This window comes from Sulfitobacter sp. 1A15299 (assembly GCF_043556915.1).
Lineage (GTDB): Bacteria > Pseudomonadota > Alphaproteobacteria > Rhodobacterales > Rhodobacteraceae > Sulfitobacter.
The window spans coordinates 205,992-219,862 of record NZ_JBIFFJ010000002.1 but is presented as its reverse complement, the minus strand read 5'-3'; the positions used below and the strand labels follow the sequence as shown (position 1 = coordinate 219,862).

Here is a 13,871-nt window from a genome sequence, read left to right as displayed (position 1 = left end):
GGAGGTTCGATACATCAACCACATGCCGCCTTCATCATGCGGTTTCACACAGCCAATGTGCGCGAAAGAGGGAAACGCGCGGCAAATGGCCTGCGAAACCTCAGGATGCCCCTTTCATTGACATCATTCTGCGTTGCCGCAATGGTCCGCGACAGTCAGATTGGATGGACAGTAACGTGACGAAAATCAAAAGACGCACCTTTGGTGTCGTTGGTTTGGGCAACTTCGGAAGCTCCGTTGCGAAGGAATTGCAACGTTTCGGCAACCATGTCATCGGCATCGACATCTCGGAGGCGCGCGTTGCCAACCTCGCCGATACCCTTTCGCAGGCCATGATCGTGGACGCCCGCGATGATGCCGCGCTCCGTGATGCCGGGTTTGGGGACTGTGATACCGCCGTGGTGGCCATGGGGTCGGACCTAGAGGCCAGCATTCTATCGGCGATGAACCTTAAGCTCGTGGGCGTTCGGGTCGTCTGGGCCAAGGCCACGACCCGCACCCATCACCGAATACTGAAAAAGCTCGGCGTGGACAGGATCGTGCATCCCGAGGTCGAGATTGGCCAGCATATCGCCCAGATCCTGCACAACCCGCTCTTGCGGGACTATGTCAGCCTCGGCAACGGATACCATGTGGTGAACTTTCGTATTCCCGAAAGCCTTGAGGGCAGGCGTCTGACCGAACTGCCGCATGGGAAAACCTATAATCTGCGCTGCATCGGCGTGATGCGAGGGAGCGAATTCATCGGGCAGGATGGAGATGAATGCCAGTTGCAGCGCGATGATCTGCTCTTGCTGTTGGGCCAGCGCAAAGACCTGCACAGCTTTTCGGCCAGCCTCTGACAATGGCCCTGTCAGTTCGGTCCCTCCTGCGGCGGAAAAAGACCCTGCGGATGCCGCCGCCTGCGCTTTTGTCGCTCTATTACATGGCGTTTATCATTCTGGGAGCCGTTCTGCTGTGGCTGCCGATTTCGCATCACGGTGACATCGGTCTGGGCGAGGCGCTTTTTACCTCGACCTCTGCGGTGACGGTCACCGGGCTGGTGCTTGCCGACACCGGGGCGGCATTCACGGGCTTTGGTCAAGCGGTGATTGCGGCATTGATTCAGCTTGGCGGTCTTGGCCTGATGACCTTTGCGGTGCTGTTGCTGGGGGCGCTTGGTATTCCCATCGGCATGCCGCAACGGCTGATCCTGCGCGAGGATTTGAACCAGACATCCCTGTCGAACCTGTCCTATATTGCGCGTATGATCTTGATCATCGCCATCGCTTGCGAGGCGGTAGGTGCCGCGCTTTTGGCCCTTGTCTTTGTGCCTGAGTTCGGCTGGGCCGGGCTGTGGGAGGCGGTCTTTCATTCCATTTCCGCCTTCAACAATGCCGGGTTTGCCCTGCACCCCGACAGCCTGTCGCAGTGGGTGGGAAACCCGATCATCAATCTGGTGATCCCTGCGCTTTTCATCCTTGGCGGGCTTGGGTTTATCGTGGTCGGCGATGTCTATCGCAACCGGAGTTGGCGCAAACTGACCCTGCATTCCAAGCTGATGCTGGTTGGCACGGCACTACTGATCACTTGGGGCAGTGTCATGTTTGGCCTTCTGGAATGGGGCAACCCTGAAACCCTCGGCCCTTTGGGTGTCGTTGAGAAACTATGGGCAAGTTGGTTTCAAGGCACCACGCCGCGGACCGCTGGTTTCAACACGATCAACACCGGCGGGATGCATGACAGCACCTCCCTGCTGACCATGACGCTGATGCTGGTGGGGGGCGGCAGCACCTCAACGGCGGGTGGCATCAAGGTGACCACGCTCTTTGTCCTGCTGCTTGCCACGATCGCATTTTTTCGGCGTCAGACAACACTGCATGCCTTTGGCCGGTCCTTGGGGCTGGATGAGGTGATGAAGGTCTTGGCCCTGACGACCATTTCCATGCTGCTGGTCCTGACGGGGGTATTCGTCATGACCATCAACCATGACGGCCAGTTCACCGATATCGCCTTTGAGGTCACTTCCGCTTTTGGAACGGTCGGCCTGTCGCGGGGCATTACGGCAGAGCTGGATGGCATTGGGCGCTTCATCATCATGACGATCATGTTCGTCGGGCGGGTCGGCCCCCTGGCAATCGGCTTCTTCCTTGCCACCCGCAACGTGCCAAAGGTCAAATATCCGGCGGGACAGATTTATCTGGGGTGATGGGGTGATTGGCTTCGCGCCACGGAGCCTGCGCTGGCGTCAAACCGGTCAGATCGTCTCGTCGTCGTAAGGTAGGCTGTCGAGGGGGCGGTTCACGAAGTCAGGCGGCGGGGTCTTGGCGAAGCGCACCGCCGGGATCTGGGTGCGGCCCTCTGCAATCGCCTTCACGACACGGTGCATTCCATCCATCAACCGACCATCGGCACAAAGGATAATCGGATGCCGGGGATCGAGGTCGCCGATCAGGGATAGGTGGCCCGCAATTGATCGTGGGGTGGGTATGGCATCGGCCCCGCCATACCACCAATTCTCATCCGCCTCGGCAATAGCGTCGGGCGATACCATCTGCACCTCTAACCAACGCGCCGCGCGCATCAGCCGGTGCACGTCCCAAATGTGTAAGTCAGATCCGACTTTCCGAGAGTGGTATTGCTTTCTGACGGGCTTTTTGTCCGAGGTCTCCATCTTCAAAAGGGTAGATGGTGATCGCGTGGGCGCAAGGGCAGGGGGACATTGCCGCCCCCGCGAGACCCCGTTTGGCGATGAGGCGCCCTAACAATAGCGTTCCGGCCCCTGCCACTGCGCCTCTGAATAGCGGTCTCCATGGGCCCAGCCCACGGGCAGGACCGCCTCGATCTGCTCAAGATCGCTGGCCGAAAGCGCCAGTTCCGCGCCCGCGGCACACTCCCGCAAATGTGCCGGATAACGGGTGCCGGGAATCGGGATAACATGCTCGCCCCTACTCAAGAGCCAGGCTATGGCGAGTGCGGCTGCCGAAGTCTCCATCTCTGTTGCCAAGGCGCGGAACCTGTCCGTGATGGCGAGGTTCTCGCTCAGGTTCGGCTCTACGAAACGGGGGTTGCCCGATAGGAAGGGCAGTTGCGAAATGCGGTCCTTGGGGATTGGATTGTCGGTCAGCAAAGACCGCCCGACCGGAGAGAAGGCAACCATGGCGACACTCAGTTCCGAGCAAGCCTGCACCAGACCGAGGTCCGGGGCGCGGGTCGACAAGGAATATTCGGATTGGACCGCCGTAATCGGATAGGCCCGATGGGCGCGTCTCAGCGTGGCGGGAGAGACTTCGGACAGTCCGATCGCCCTTGTTTTTCCTTTTTCGACCAGACGGCCCAGATTGGCCGCCGTTTCCTCAGGGCTAAACCGTGGATCCCTACGATGAGCGTAGAACAGATCGACACAGTCCACGCCGAGGCGCTGAAGCGATTTGTCCAACTCCGCTTCGAGATGCGCGGCGGAGTTGTCGAGGATCCGGTTGCCATCGTCGTCGCGGGTGATCGTCGCCTTGGTGGCGATCACGAAGTCTTTGCGCGCGCCCGGGTTGGCCTTCAGGTAGCTGCCGATGGCGCTTTCGGATCGGCCCATGCCATAGATATTCGCGCTGTCCAGATGGGTGATGCCAAGATCGCGGCAGCTATCCAAGATCGCATGGCTTTCGCCCTCGTCGGTGGGGCCGTACATGTCGGAAAATGACATGGCGCCATATCCGACGCAGCTGATCTCCGGCCCGTTCTGTCCCAGTTTGCGCGTTTTCATGAAAGCCTCTTTGGTTCGGAATGATCTGTCGCGGGTGTCATGATGATGAAAAGACCCGGCCTTGTCGAACGGTCATATTTTCGGGTCTGTGAGGCACCGCGTCCCTGTCGGAGGCCAAGTAATATCACCTTAACCGGTCTTCTTGACATTTCTTATAAAATTAGTCAGGAATTCGGGCAATCCTCTGATCTGCCAGAAATGTCATCCTCATGCCGACGTCCTCACTGTCTGAACTGCGCAACGCGCGGGCCTTCATCCCTCGTATGGAGGCGCGGACAAGAGACCTTCACACCCTCAAACCCTTGAAGTTCAGGCCGCTTTCAGGGGCTATCGCGGATGTGTGGCACGTCTCCGGTAAGCGGGGCGGGGGCGGGTATTACATCGCGCCCGATCCGCGGCTCGTCGTGTTTCTCGACGATGTGCCGCCCTCGATCCAATTGCGAACCTCCGAGGAAGGGGCCGATGGGACCGGGCTGCGCGCCTTTTTCGTGCCTGCCGGCGTCCCGCTCTGGAGCAAGCTTGCTAAGGCACAGAGGCTCAGCCATATCGACTTTCATTTCGACGCGGCCGCCTTGCAAGCGCGGCTGAGCGCCAGTGGCCTTTCCAGTTTGCCGCGCTGCCCCATTTTTGCAGGCGACGACAGTATTTTGCTGACCCTCGCCCGGCTGGCCGCGCGTGAAGTCGAGGCACCGCAGCGCGGTACGTTGGTTCTGGACGGATTGCTGCAGGCGCTCTTGGGGGCCGTCGTGGCACCGCCTCTCGACACCGCGGCGCCTGCGTCTGGTGGGTTGACGCCGCAACTCATGTCGGCAGTGCAGCGGCATATGGCCAAGAATATCTTTCGGGCCGTCAGTGTCGCGGAACTGGCGCATGTGGCGGGGCTTTCCGAAAGCTGGTTTGGCCGGACGTTCAAGCAAACGACGGGCATGTCGCCGCAGCGTTGGATCGCCGAATGCCGCGTCGTTGCCGCAAAGGAAATGATGGCCGACCAGCAGCGCCCACTTGCCGATATTGCGGTGGCAACCGGCTTTTCCGATCAATCCCACCTTTCGCGGGTCTTTCGACGCTCGGTCGGTCTGTCGCCCTCACAATGGCGCCGCCAGACGCAATAGTTCCTTTGCAACGGATTGAGGCAAATGACGGCGGAAACGTTCAAGACGCGTCGAAATAGTTGAGTTATTCGCTCGGGAAATTCACAGACGGATATGAGAACATGAAATCCACATTCTTCCTGATGCTGGGCACCAGCGTATTGGCCGTGTCGGCAGGTGTTGCCGCCGCACAGGATGCCGTAGACCTCGGCGAAATTGTCACCCAGTCCGAAGAAGCCCCGACCGGCCCTGTTGTCGGCTACGCGGCGGGCACGACGGCCTCGACCAAGAGCGGGCGATCCTTGCTGGAAACGCCGTCGTCGATCACGGTCGTGACCACGGATCAGATCGAGGACACGGCGGCCAACAACCTGTCCGAGGCACTCGGCTATTCCGCGGGCGTGGTGACCGAGGCTTATGGGGCCGACCCGCGGTTCGATTCGATCTCGGTTCGGGGGGCGGGTTTGCAAAACCAGATCTACCTCAACGGGCTTCCTTTCAGCCGTTCCACGCGCCCGAACTACGGTGCGCCCTCGCTTGATCTTTACGGAATGGAGCGGGTCGAGCTGTTGCGCGGGCCGAACTCCGTCCTCTACGGGTCGGGGTCTCCGGCAGGTCTGGTGAACCTGATCCAAAAGCGGGCTCAATTCGATGGTGACACGAATGAGGCCGGTCTGCACACCGACAGCAACGGCTCTTACTATGCGTTCGGCGACGCGAACCGCGTGGTCAACGAAAAGCTGGCCTATCGCATTGTCGGAAAGGCGGGCAATCGCGTTCTGGGCATCGACGAATACGACAACCCGGGCGCCTACCTCGGCTTCGCCGCGAAGTACCGTCCGACAGATGCCACCACGGCGGAGTTTCTGCTCTCTTATCAGGATGACGACCCGGATTCCCCTTCGGGCGCGCCCAATGGTCTGATCGGCACCGCATCCGATGAAACCCTGCGCGATTTCTACTTCGGCAATGAGGCGCTGGAATACGGCGACCGCAAGACACTCAACATCGGAACCCAGATCACGCATGAATTCGACAGCGGGTGGCGGCTTGTGGGCAATGCGGGGATCACCAAGTTTGACTGGTCCTATTCGAACCTGTCCGTCGGCGCGGTCAACGGAACGAATGTTTCCCGCACCCAGCTGTTGCAGGACGAAGATGTGACCTCCTATGCGGTGGACCTGCGCCTTGAAGGGGCGGCCTATACAGGTGACCTGCGCCATAACCTCACCTTTGGCGTGGATGCGCGCAGGTTCGAGGAATCCGCCGTCAGCCTGTTCCACTACGGTCAGCAAGAGATCGACTTTGCCAATCCCGATTACAGTCCGATCACGCCAGAGCGTAACGGCGCAAGTTGGTACGCCAACAAGAATGTGACGGTGCAGCAAACCGGTTTCTATGTCAGCGATGAGATCGACTATGGCAATTGGCGCGCGGGTCTGGCCCTGCGCCATGACCGTAACAAGTCCGAAGGGCAGTCCGAAACGCTCTATTCGGTGCCGGGGTCCGGCGATTTTCCCGGCACGGTCGATCTGACGCGCGACGACAGCGCGACCACCGGGCAGGCCAGCCTTGGCCATGTCTGGGACAACGGTCTTTCGGCCTATCTGTCCTACGGCACTTCTTTCCAAAGCTTCGCGGAACCCGGCGATACCGGCAGCGCGCTTGAGCCGACAACGGGGGAACAGTGGGAAATCGGCATGAAATACCTGCCCGCCACGGTAGACGCCTATGTGTCGGCAGCCCTCTACCAGTTGGAAGAGAAGAACCGCGCGGTCTATGTGCAAAATGGCGCCGGGGTCCGAAGCTACGAGCAGGTGGGCAAGTCCCGGGTGCGTGGGCTTGAGTTGGAAGGCCGGGCCAATCTTGTCAACGGTTGGAGCCTGACAGGCGGCTATTCCTATACCGACAGCGAGATCATTGGCGGCGACGAAGATGGCAATGAGTTGGGTTTGACGCCTGCGCATACCTTCAAGCTCTGGGCCTCCAAGGAAATTCAGGCCGGGCCGCTTGCCGGGCTGACCATCGGGGCAGGGGCGCGCTACATCGGGGAGCGCTATGCGTTCAACGCCAATGCCAACCAACTCGACGCTGTAACCCTGCTGGATGCCGCCGTGTCCTATGATTTCAATGACGGGACCGAGTTGCAGGTCAATGTGACCAACTTGACCGATGAGGCTTATGTATCCTCCGTGGGCTACTTCTCCACCTACTATGGGGACGGGCGCACCTTCTCGGCGACGCTGTCCAAGAAGTGGTGAAGTCGAGCCCCCTGACGCGTCGCGCATTCATTGCCACAGGAGCCTGCGCTCTTGTGGCATCGCGCGCGCGCGCCTGGGGGGTGTCGCGGGTTGCGGCGATTGATTGGGCGATGGCGGAAACGGCTGTGGCTCTTGACCTGCCGCTGGCGGCGGTGGCGGAGAAGCGGCAGTTCCTCCGCGGCGCGGCGGTAGCGCTGCCCGCGGGCTGCGCGGATGTGGGGCTGCGCGGCAGCCCCAACCTCGAAGCGCTGAGCCTTGTCGCCCCCGACCTGATCCTGTCGTCGAATTTCTACAGTTTCGTGGAACCGCAGCTTGGCCGCATCGCCCCGGTGATCACCCAAAACATGTTCATCCCGACCGAACCGGCCTTGCCAAAGGCCCTGTCAGCGCTGGAAACCTTGGCGATACAATTGGACCGCGGGGCAAATGGCCACCGGGTGCGGCGGGACTATGAGACCGCCTTTGATGCCCTGCGCGCCCGCGCGACACGCTTTGCGGGACGGCCCTGTCTGGTGATGACCGTGGGGGATGCGCGCCATGTGCAGATCTATGGTTCCGACAGCCTGTACGGCGGGGTGCTGCCACGGATCGGGCTGACCAATGCCTGGGGCGGCGATACCGAGTTTGGCTTCAATGCACCGGTCCCGCTGGCGAAACTGGTCGATTTCCCCCATGCGCAACTGGTCGTCGCGGGCCCGGTGCCGCTTGTCGCGCGACGCGCGCTTGCGCAAAGTGCGCTTTGGGCCGCCCTGCCGCCTGTGCGGGCCGGTCGGGTGGCCTATCTGCCCGATCGCATGCCCTTTGGCGGCGCGCCCTCCGCGCTGCGTTTCGCCACCCATCTTGTGACCGCGCTGGACGCTGCATGATCCCGCATCGCGTCTCGACACTGCCCCTTGTGGCCGGGCTGGCTGCGGCTTGCCTTTGGTCCCTTGCCGCGCTCAAGGCGCTGCCCGCCGGGCAATGGGTGCTGCCCTTTTCAGGGCCGCAAGACCTGTCGCCCGCACAGATCCTCTTTGCTTTCGGGCTGATGCCGCGGGCGGTGATCGCGCTGCTGATCGGGGCGCTTCTGGGGTTGTCGGGGGCGCTGATGCAGGCGGTGCTGCGCAATCCGCTGGCCGACCCCACAACGCTGGGCGTGGCCTCTGGCGCGCAGCTTGCGCTGGTCTGCGCCACGCTTCTTTGGCCGCAGATGTTGGCCCTTGGCCCCGGTCCCGTGGCACTGGCGGGGGGCGGTCTGGCGGCGCTTGTCGTCATGGCCTTGGGCGCGCGGCGCGGCTTTGCCCCTGTCACGGTCACCATCGCGGGAATGCTGGTGGGCATGCTTGCCTCTGCCATCTCTACCGCCCTGACGCTGGGGCAGGGGCATTACCTGCTGTCTCTGGTCATCTGGAACGGCGGGGCGTTGTCACAAGACAGTTGGCACGGGGTGGCACGGCTTGCCGTGGTGTTGCTTTTTGGAGCGGCAGGGGCTGCGCTGCTTTTGCGCCCCTTGCTGGTCCTGAGCCTTGGCGGGGCGACGGCCAAGGCCCTTGGCGCGCAGGTCGGGGCCATCCGTGTCGCGGCGCTGGCATTGGCGGTGTTCCTTTCGGCCATGGTCTCTGCCGAGGTGGGGCTGGTCGGCTTTGTCGGCCTTGCGGCCCCCGCCTTGGCCCGCCGTCTGGGGGCACGCAGCGTGGCGCAGGTACTGCTGGCCGCACCGCTTGCAGGTGCACTGCTGCTGGCGCTGGTGGACAGCGGTCTGATGGCCCTTGCCGCGTTGGGGCTGCCGGAGTTGCCCACGGGCGCGCTGACCGGGTTGCTTGGCGGCCCGCTTCTCATCGCGCTCCTGCCGCGCTTGCGCAACATCGTTCCGCCTGACGCCGAACGCAACGACAGCTTTTCCGCCCGCGCGCGGCACCCGTGGCAGCGGGTTGCCATGCTGGTCGGTGCGACGGTCGTCATGGCCCTGCTCAGCCTTTTCGGCACCCGCGGGCCTGATGGCTGGAGCGTAATATCCGGCGCGATTGCGACGACCTTCCTGCCGTTGCGCGCCACCGCCATTCTGGCCGCCGCCGCTGCCGGAGCGCTCTTGGCCCTTTCGGGGTCCGCTTTGCAACGGGTGACGGCAAACCCAATGGCCGCGCCCGAGGTTCTGGGCGTGACCGGCGGTGCCGCGCTTGGCTATGCGGCCACCCTCTTTGCGGTGCCCGCGCCCTCGCCACTGGCGCTGGCAATCGGCTCTTCCTGCGGGGCGGTGGCGACGCTGTTCCTGCTGTCCGCCTATGCCGCGCGCAGCGACATGGCCCCGGCGCGTCTGCTCTTGGCGGGGCTGGCGATCGGTGCATTCGCCTCGGCCCTGCTGGCGGCAATCATGGCCTCGGGCGATCCCCGGGCCTGGACCCTGCTGGGCTGGCTTGCGGGCAGCACCACGCGGGTAACGCTGGCCGGGGCGGTGGCGCTGTCGCTATTGGCGGTCGTGGCCCTGATGGCGGCGCTGCTCTTTGCACGCTGGTTCGACATCCTGCCGCTCGGAGCGGGGATTGCGCGGGGGCTGGGAATGCCGCTTGGCACCGCAAGGCTCGCGGTCGTCATGGCCGCCGGGCTGGCCACCGGGGCCGCAAGCGTGCTGGTCGGACCGGTCAGCTTTGTCGGTTTGATGGCCCCGCATATCGCCCGCGGCCTCGGCCTGCTGAGGCCCGCCCCATTCCTCGCCGCCAGTTGGTGTCTGGGCGCGCTGCTGATGAGCCTCGCCGCCTTTGGGGCTCGCACCGCCAGCTACCCCTACGACCTGCCTCTGGGGCTTTTCGCCACGCTGGTCGGCACGCCCTGGCTGTTCTTGGCCCTGCTCGGACGGAGACACGCATGAGCCTTTTTACGCTTGATCATATCACCTTCGACGTGCCCGGACGACGGTTGGTCGATGACCTTTCCCTGCGGATCGAGACGGGGATCACGGCGCTGGTCGGGCGCAATGGATCGGGCAAATCGACACTGCTAAAAATGCTGGCGGCGCAAACCCGCCCCAATACCGGCAGCATCCGCTATGGCGGGCGCGATCTGCGCGCTTGGAAATCTCGCGATTTCGCCCGCGATCTGGCCTTTCTGCCGCAGGTCACGCCGCCCACCGAGGGGCTACTGCTGGAGGAACTGGTGGCACTAGGCCGCTACCCTTGGCGCGGAGCCTTGGGCCGGTTGGGGCCGGAGGATCGGCGCATGATCGACAGCGCCATTGCGCAATGCGGGCTTGAGCACAAGCGCGGGCAGATGGTCGACACCATGTCGGGCGGCGAAAGACAGCGCGCTTGGATCGCCATGATGCTGGCCCAAGGCGCGCGGAGCCTGCTCTTGGACGAGCCGATCTCGGCGCTGGATGTCGCCCATCAGATCGATGTGCTGACGCTGTTGCGAAAAACCGTCGACGCCGGTGCGCTTTCGGCGGTGGTGGTGCTGCATGACGTCAATATGGCGGTGCGGTTTTGCGACCATGTCATCGCCCTCGACGGTGGTCGCGTCGCGCTGGAAGGACCGGTGCAGCACCTGCTCGACCCGCATGCATTGCAGCGCATCTATGGCCTGCCCATGCAGGTGATCGAGACCAGCCCGAGCCCGGTGGTCCACCCCACCTGAGCGCCTCTCCCTCTCACCTCTCTCTTCTCCCTCCCCGTCGAAAGCCAGCCCATGTTACGCCAGTTTTTCCAATACTACCGCCCCCATATGCGCCTATTCTGGGTCGATTTCGGCTCTGCCGTTCTGTCCGGCCTGCTGGAACTTGCCTTCCCGCTCGCCATTACCGCCTTTATCGACCACCTGCTGCCGCTTGGCGATCTGCGGCTGACCGTTCTGGCCGCGATCGGGCTGCTCTTGGTCTATCTGGTCAATACCGCGCTGATGGGGGTGGTGATCTATTGGGGGCACCGTCTGGGGATCGAGATCGAGACCGAAATGCGCCGCCGCGCTTTTTCGCATCTGACCCGACTGTCTTGGCGCTGGTATGACCGGGCACGCACCGGCAAGCTTGTCGCTCGGGTCACCCGCGATCTGGAAGAGATCGGCGAGGTCGCGCACCACGGGCCCGAAGACCTGTTCATCGCCATGGTCACCTTCGTCGGCGCCTTTGTGTTGATGATCAATCTGCATGTCACCCTTGCCCTGATCACCGTGGTGATCGTGCCGATGATGGTCTGGGTGGTGGCCGTCTATGGCGCGCGCATGACCCGCTCTTGGCGCGAAATTTACGCTCGGGTAGGGGCGTTCAACGTCCGCCTCGAAGAGGCGGTCAGCGGCATTAGGGTGGTGCAAGCCTTCGCCAATGAGGGGCATGAGGAGGCGCTCTTTGCCCGCGACAATGCCGCCTATCGCGATACCAAACTGTCGGCCTATGCAATCATGGCCAAGGCCAGCGCGATCCACTACATGGGGCTGCGCTTCGTGCAGGTCGTGGTAATGGTCGCTGGGGCGGGATTTGTGCTCCAAGGATCGCTCAGCACCGGGGGCTTTGTCGGCTTTCTGTTGCTGGTCAGCGTCTTTTTCCGACCGCTGGAAAAAATTGCCGCCGTGATCGAGACTTACCCCCGCGGCATTGCGGGGTTTCAACGCTATACCGAATTGCTAGAGACCGAGCGCGACGTCGCCGACCGGCCCGATGCGCGCGCCGTGACCATCACCCAAGGCACCGTGTGCTTCGAGGACGTCTCTTTCGCCTATGACAGCCCGCTGCCGATCCTGCATGGGGTGAGCCTGACCGTGAACGCCGGAGAAACCGTCGCTTTTGTCGGCCCCTCGGGCGCGGGCAAGACCACGCTTCTGGCGCTGCTGCCGCGGTTCTACACCCCCTCGGGCGGGCGGATCACCATCGACGGCGTTGATATTGCCGATATGACGCTGGAAAGCCTGCGCTCGCAGATTGGGCTCGTGTCTCAGGATGTGTTCCTGTTCGGCTCCACCTTGCGGGAGAATATCCTCTATGGGAAATTGGATGCCACGGCGGCGGAACTTGAAGCCGCGGTTGAGAATGCCCAGTTGAGCACGCTGGTGGCCGCCTTGCCCGAAGGCTTGGAAACCATCGTAGGCGAAAGGGGCGTGATGCTGTCGGGTGGGCAAAAGCAGCGTGTCGCCATCGCCCGGGCTTTCCTGAAGAACCCGCCGGTGCTGATACTGGACGAAGCCACCTCTGCCCTCGACCGTGAGACGGAGAGGGACATTCAAGCAGCGCTCCTGCGGCTGTCACAGGGGCGCACGACCCTGATCATCGCGCATCGTTTGGAGACGGTGCAGCATGCCGATCAGATCGTTGTTATGGATGCCGGGCGCAAGGTCGAGACCGGCACGCATGACAGTCTTTGCAGGCGCAACGGGCTATATTCGCGGCTGACGGGAGGGGTGTGACCGGACTGGGAAAGGGAGCGCCCGTCAGTCCCGCGCCTTTTCCAGCAAAGCAACCAACTCACGAAACTTCTGCCGCTGTTCTTCACGGTCGCCTGAGAGGATCGCCTCTTCCATACAGTGGTTGGCGTGGTCTTCGATCACCAAGCGCTCCACGGCGCGCAGGGCCGAGCGGACGGCGGCGGTTTGCACCAGCACGTCGACGCAATAGCGCCCTTCGTCGACCATCCGCGTGACGCCGCGCAATTGCCCTTCCAACCGCGCCAGCCGCTTGAGGATCGCTGCCTTGTTTTGCTTTGCTTCCACGTATGATGCCTCCACCTATCGGAACTATGACGAATGTGGCCGGTTAACATACCACAGGGGGGTATCTGGGGCCGCCCCATTCGCATTCTGCCGGCGCGTCGCAAAGGCCCGCATTGGCGCTGGTGATCATAGCCTTCCATGGGGCTGATTGCCACGGAGCCAAAGGCATCGCGCATAAAGTTGATAAAGGAGACACCCATGTCCTATTGGCGTTTCGCTGCAATGATCGCGACATCCACCATCGTGATGTTTGGCCTGATGTATCTCAACACCTACGCCTTCGAACATGTCTTTTTCAGCGAAACGCGGACCTATATGGCGCTGCTGATGGGGGCGGTGATGGCGGTCATCATGCTTAGTTTCATGCTCTCTATGTATTCGAACAAAGCCATAAACATCGCCATCTATATCGGGTCCGTCGTGGTTTTTGCGCTCACCCTTTGGCTGGTCCGCAGCCAGGTCACGGTCGGCGATACTAGCTATATGCGCGCGATGATCCCGCACCATTCGATCGCAATCATGACCTCGGAGCGGGCAGAGCTTTCCGACCCGCGTGTGCGCAAACTGGCCGATGACATCATTGCGGCTCAGCGCAAGGAAATCGCCGAGATGCGCAGCCTGATCGCCGATATCGAAGAGAACGGCGATGCGGTTGACCCCGAGCTTGGCAAAGCGACATCTCCGGCGGAGATCGGCACGGTGGAAGAGGCGCTGTCGTCGGCTGATGTGGCCGCGGTCGACCCGGCAGCATTGACCGCAGAGGATGTAGACAGTGTGCTGGGCGCTGAGGCGATCTGTCAGTTCAGCCGCACCAACGAAGGCGATCCGAGCCTCGTGATGGCGGGCAAGACCGGCGGCATCAAACTGTCGGGCACTTTGATCGAGTTGCAATCCAATGAGGCCATCGACCAAGACGCCCTTGCCGATGGTGCCGCTTTCTCCGCTGAGGGCGTCGACGTGACTGTTGCCCCCCTCGCCGGGGCGGAGTGGACCGACACGGACGGCGACCTGAGCCGCTCGGAAGCCGAGTTGAAATTCCACCTCGACCGCGGGTTGACCGTTGGCTACCGCGGGTTCTTGGACTGCAAGAGCGAATTATAACGCGTTCGAGGG

At 62.4% G+C, this 13,871-nt stretch carries 12 protein-coding genes; 9 read left to right on the top strand and 3 right to left on the bottom strand.

The genetic code is table 11. The annotated features are described in order from the left end of the window. Positions 1-128 precede the first annotated feature (128 nt). On the top strand, positions 129-842 hold the full coding sequence (locus ACGYK7_RS04320) for a potassium channel family protein (protein ID WP_394399747.1): 714 nt from the start codon (positions 129-131) through the stop codon (positions 840-842). A gap of 2 nt (positions 843-844) precedes the next feature. Next, the gene (locus ACGYK7_RS04315) at positions 845-2,188 is read left to right on the top strand and encodes a TrkH family potassium uptake protein (RefSeq protein WP_394399339.1); all 1,344 of its coding nucleotides are present in this window, start codon (positions 845-847) and stop codon (positions 2,186-2,188) included. A 48-nt stretch (positions 2,189-2,236) separates the two neighbouring features. Here ACGYK7_RS04315 and ACGYK7_RS04310 read toward each other — a convergent pair whose 3' ends face one another. Both ACGYK7_RS04310 and ACGYK7_RS04305 read right to left on the bottom strand, forming a co-directional pair. Continuing rightward, positions 2,237-2,575, bottom strand: coding sequence for a hypothetical protein (locus tag ACGYK7_RS04310; protein ID WP_394399337.1), 339 nt, complete (start codon positions 2,573-2,575; stop codon positions 2,237-2,239). 165 nt (positions 2,576-2,740) lie between these two features. Further along, a complete protein-coding gene (locus tag ACGYK7_RS04305) occupies positions 2,741-3,739 on the bottom strand; it encodes an aldo/keto reductase (protein ID WP_394399335.1) in 999 nt (332 codons plus the stop codon). A 209-nt stretch (positions 3,740-3,948) separates the two neighbouring features. Between ACGYK7_RS04305 and ACGYK7_RS04300 the strand changes: the two genes are divergently transcribed. From ACGYK7_RS04300 to ACGYK7_RS04275, 6 genes are all read left to right on the top strand, one after another. Further along, on the top strand, positions 3,949-4,851 hold the full coding sequence (locus tag ACGYK7_RS04300; protein ID WP_394399333.1) for a helix-turn-helix domain-containing protein: 903 nt from the start codon (positions 3,949-3,951) through the stop codon (positions 4,849-4,851). Positions 4,852-4,952: 101 nt separating this feature from the next. Continuing rightward, complete coding sequence (locus ACGYK7_RS04295) at positions 4,953-7,091, top strand: TonB-dependent siderophore receptor (protein ID WP_394399331.1); 2,139 nt, start codon at positions 4,953-4,955, stop codon at positions 7,089-7,091. Between the two features lie 53 nt (positions 7,092-7,144). After that, positions 7,145-7,957 (top strand): ABC transporter substrate-binding protein, encoded by an 813-nt coding sequence (locus ACGYK7_RS04290; RefSeq protein WP_394399329.1) that lies wholly within the window; start codon positions 7,145-7,147, stop codon positions 7,955-7,957. After that, on the top strand, positions 7,954-9,936 hold the full coding sequence (gene fhuB / locus ACGYK7_RS04285) for a Fe(3+)-hydroxamate ABC transporter permease FhuB (RefSeq protein WP_394399327.1): 1,983 nt from the start codon (positions 7,954-7,956) through the stop codon (positions 9,934-9,936). The genes ACGYK7_RS04290 and fhuB overlap by 4 nt, the downstream gene beginning before the upstream one ends. Then, positions 9,933-10,697, top strand: coding sequence for an ABC transporter ATP-binding protein (locus ACGYK7_RS04280; RefSeq protein ID WP_394399325.1), 765 nt, complete (start codon positions 9,933-9,935; stop codon positions 10,695-10,697). The genes fhuB and ACGYK7_RS04280 overlap by 4 nt, the downstream gene beginning before the upstream one ends. A gap of 51 nt (positions 10,698-10,748) precedes the next feature. Further along, positions 10,749-12,455, top strand: a complete 1,707-nt coding sequence (locus tag ACGYK7_RS04275) for an ABC transporter ATP-binding protein (RefSeq protein WP_394399323.1) — start codon at positions 10,749-10,751, stop codon at positions 12,453-12,455. 24 nt (positions 12,456-12,479) lie between these two features. Here ACGYK7_RS04275 and ACGYK7_RS04270 read toward each other — a convergent pair whose 3' ends face one another. Next, entirely contained in the window at positions 12,480-12,758 is a 279-nt protein-coding gene (locus ACGYK7_RS04270) for a metal-sensitive transcriptional regulator (RefSeq protein ID WP_067630970.1), read from the bottom strand. A 198-nt stretch (positions 12,759-12,956) separates the two neighbouring features. Between ACGYK7_RS04270 and ACGYK7_RS04265 the strand changes: the two genes are divergently transcribed. Beyond that, entirely contained in the window at positions 12,957-13,859 is a 903-nt protein-coding gene (locus tag ACGYK7_RS04265; protein WP_394399320.1) for a DUF305 domain-containing protein, read from the top strand. Positions 13,860-13,871 lie beyond the last annotated feature (12 nt).

Coding starts and splice junctions, on each gene's coding strand:
- ACGYK7_RS04315 (WP_394399339.1), top strand. CDS start 845: ATGGCCCTGTCAGTTCGGTCCCTCCTGCGGCGGAAAAAGACCCTGCGG.
- ACGYK7_RS04305 (WP_394399335.1), bottom strand. CDS start 3,739: ATGAAAACGCGCAAACTGGGACAGAACGGGCCGGAGATCAGCTGCGTC.
- ACGYK7_RS04300 (WP_394399333.1), top strand. CDS start 3,949: ATGCCGACGTCCTCACTGTCTGAACTGCGCAACGCGCGGGCCTTCATC.
- ACGYK7_RS04295 (WP_394399331.1), top strand. CDS start 4,953: ATGAAATCCACATTCTTCCTGATGCTGGGCACCAGCGTATTGGCCGTG.
- fhuB (WP_394399327.1), top strand. CDS start 7,954: ATGATCCCGCATCGCGTCTCGACACTGCCCCTTGTGGCCGGGCTGGCT.
- ACGYK7_RS04280 (WP_394399325.1), top strand. CDS start 9,933: ATGAGCCTTTTTACGCTTGATCATATCACCTTCGACGTGCCCGGACGA.
- ACGYK7_RS04275 (WP_394399323.1), top strand. CDS start 10,749: ATGTTACGCCAGTTTTTCCAATACTACCGCCCCCATATGCGCCTATTC.
- ACGYK7_RS04265 (WP_394399320.1), top strand. CDS start 12,957: ATGTCCTATTGGCGTTTCGCTGCAATGATCGCGACATCCACCATCGTG.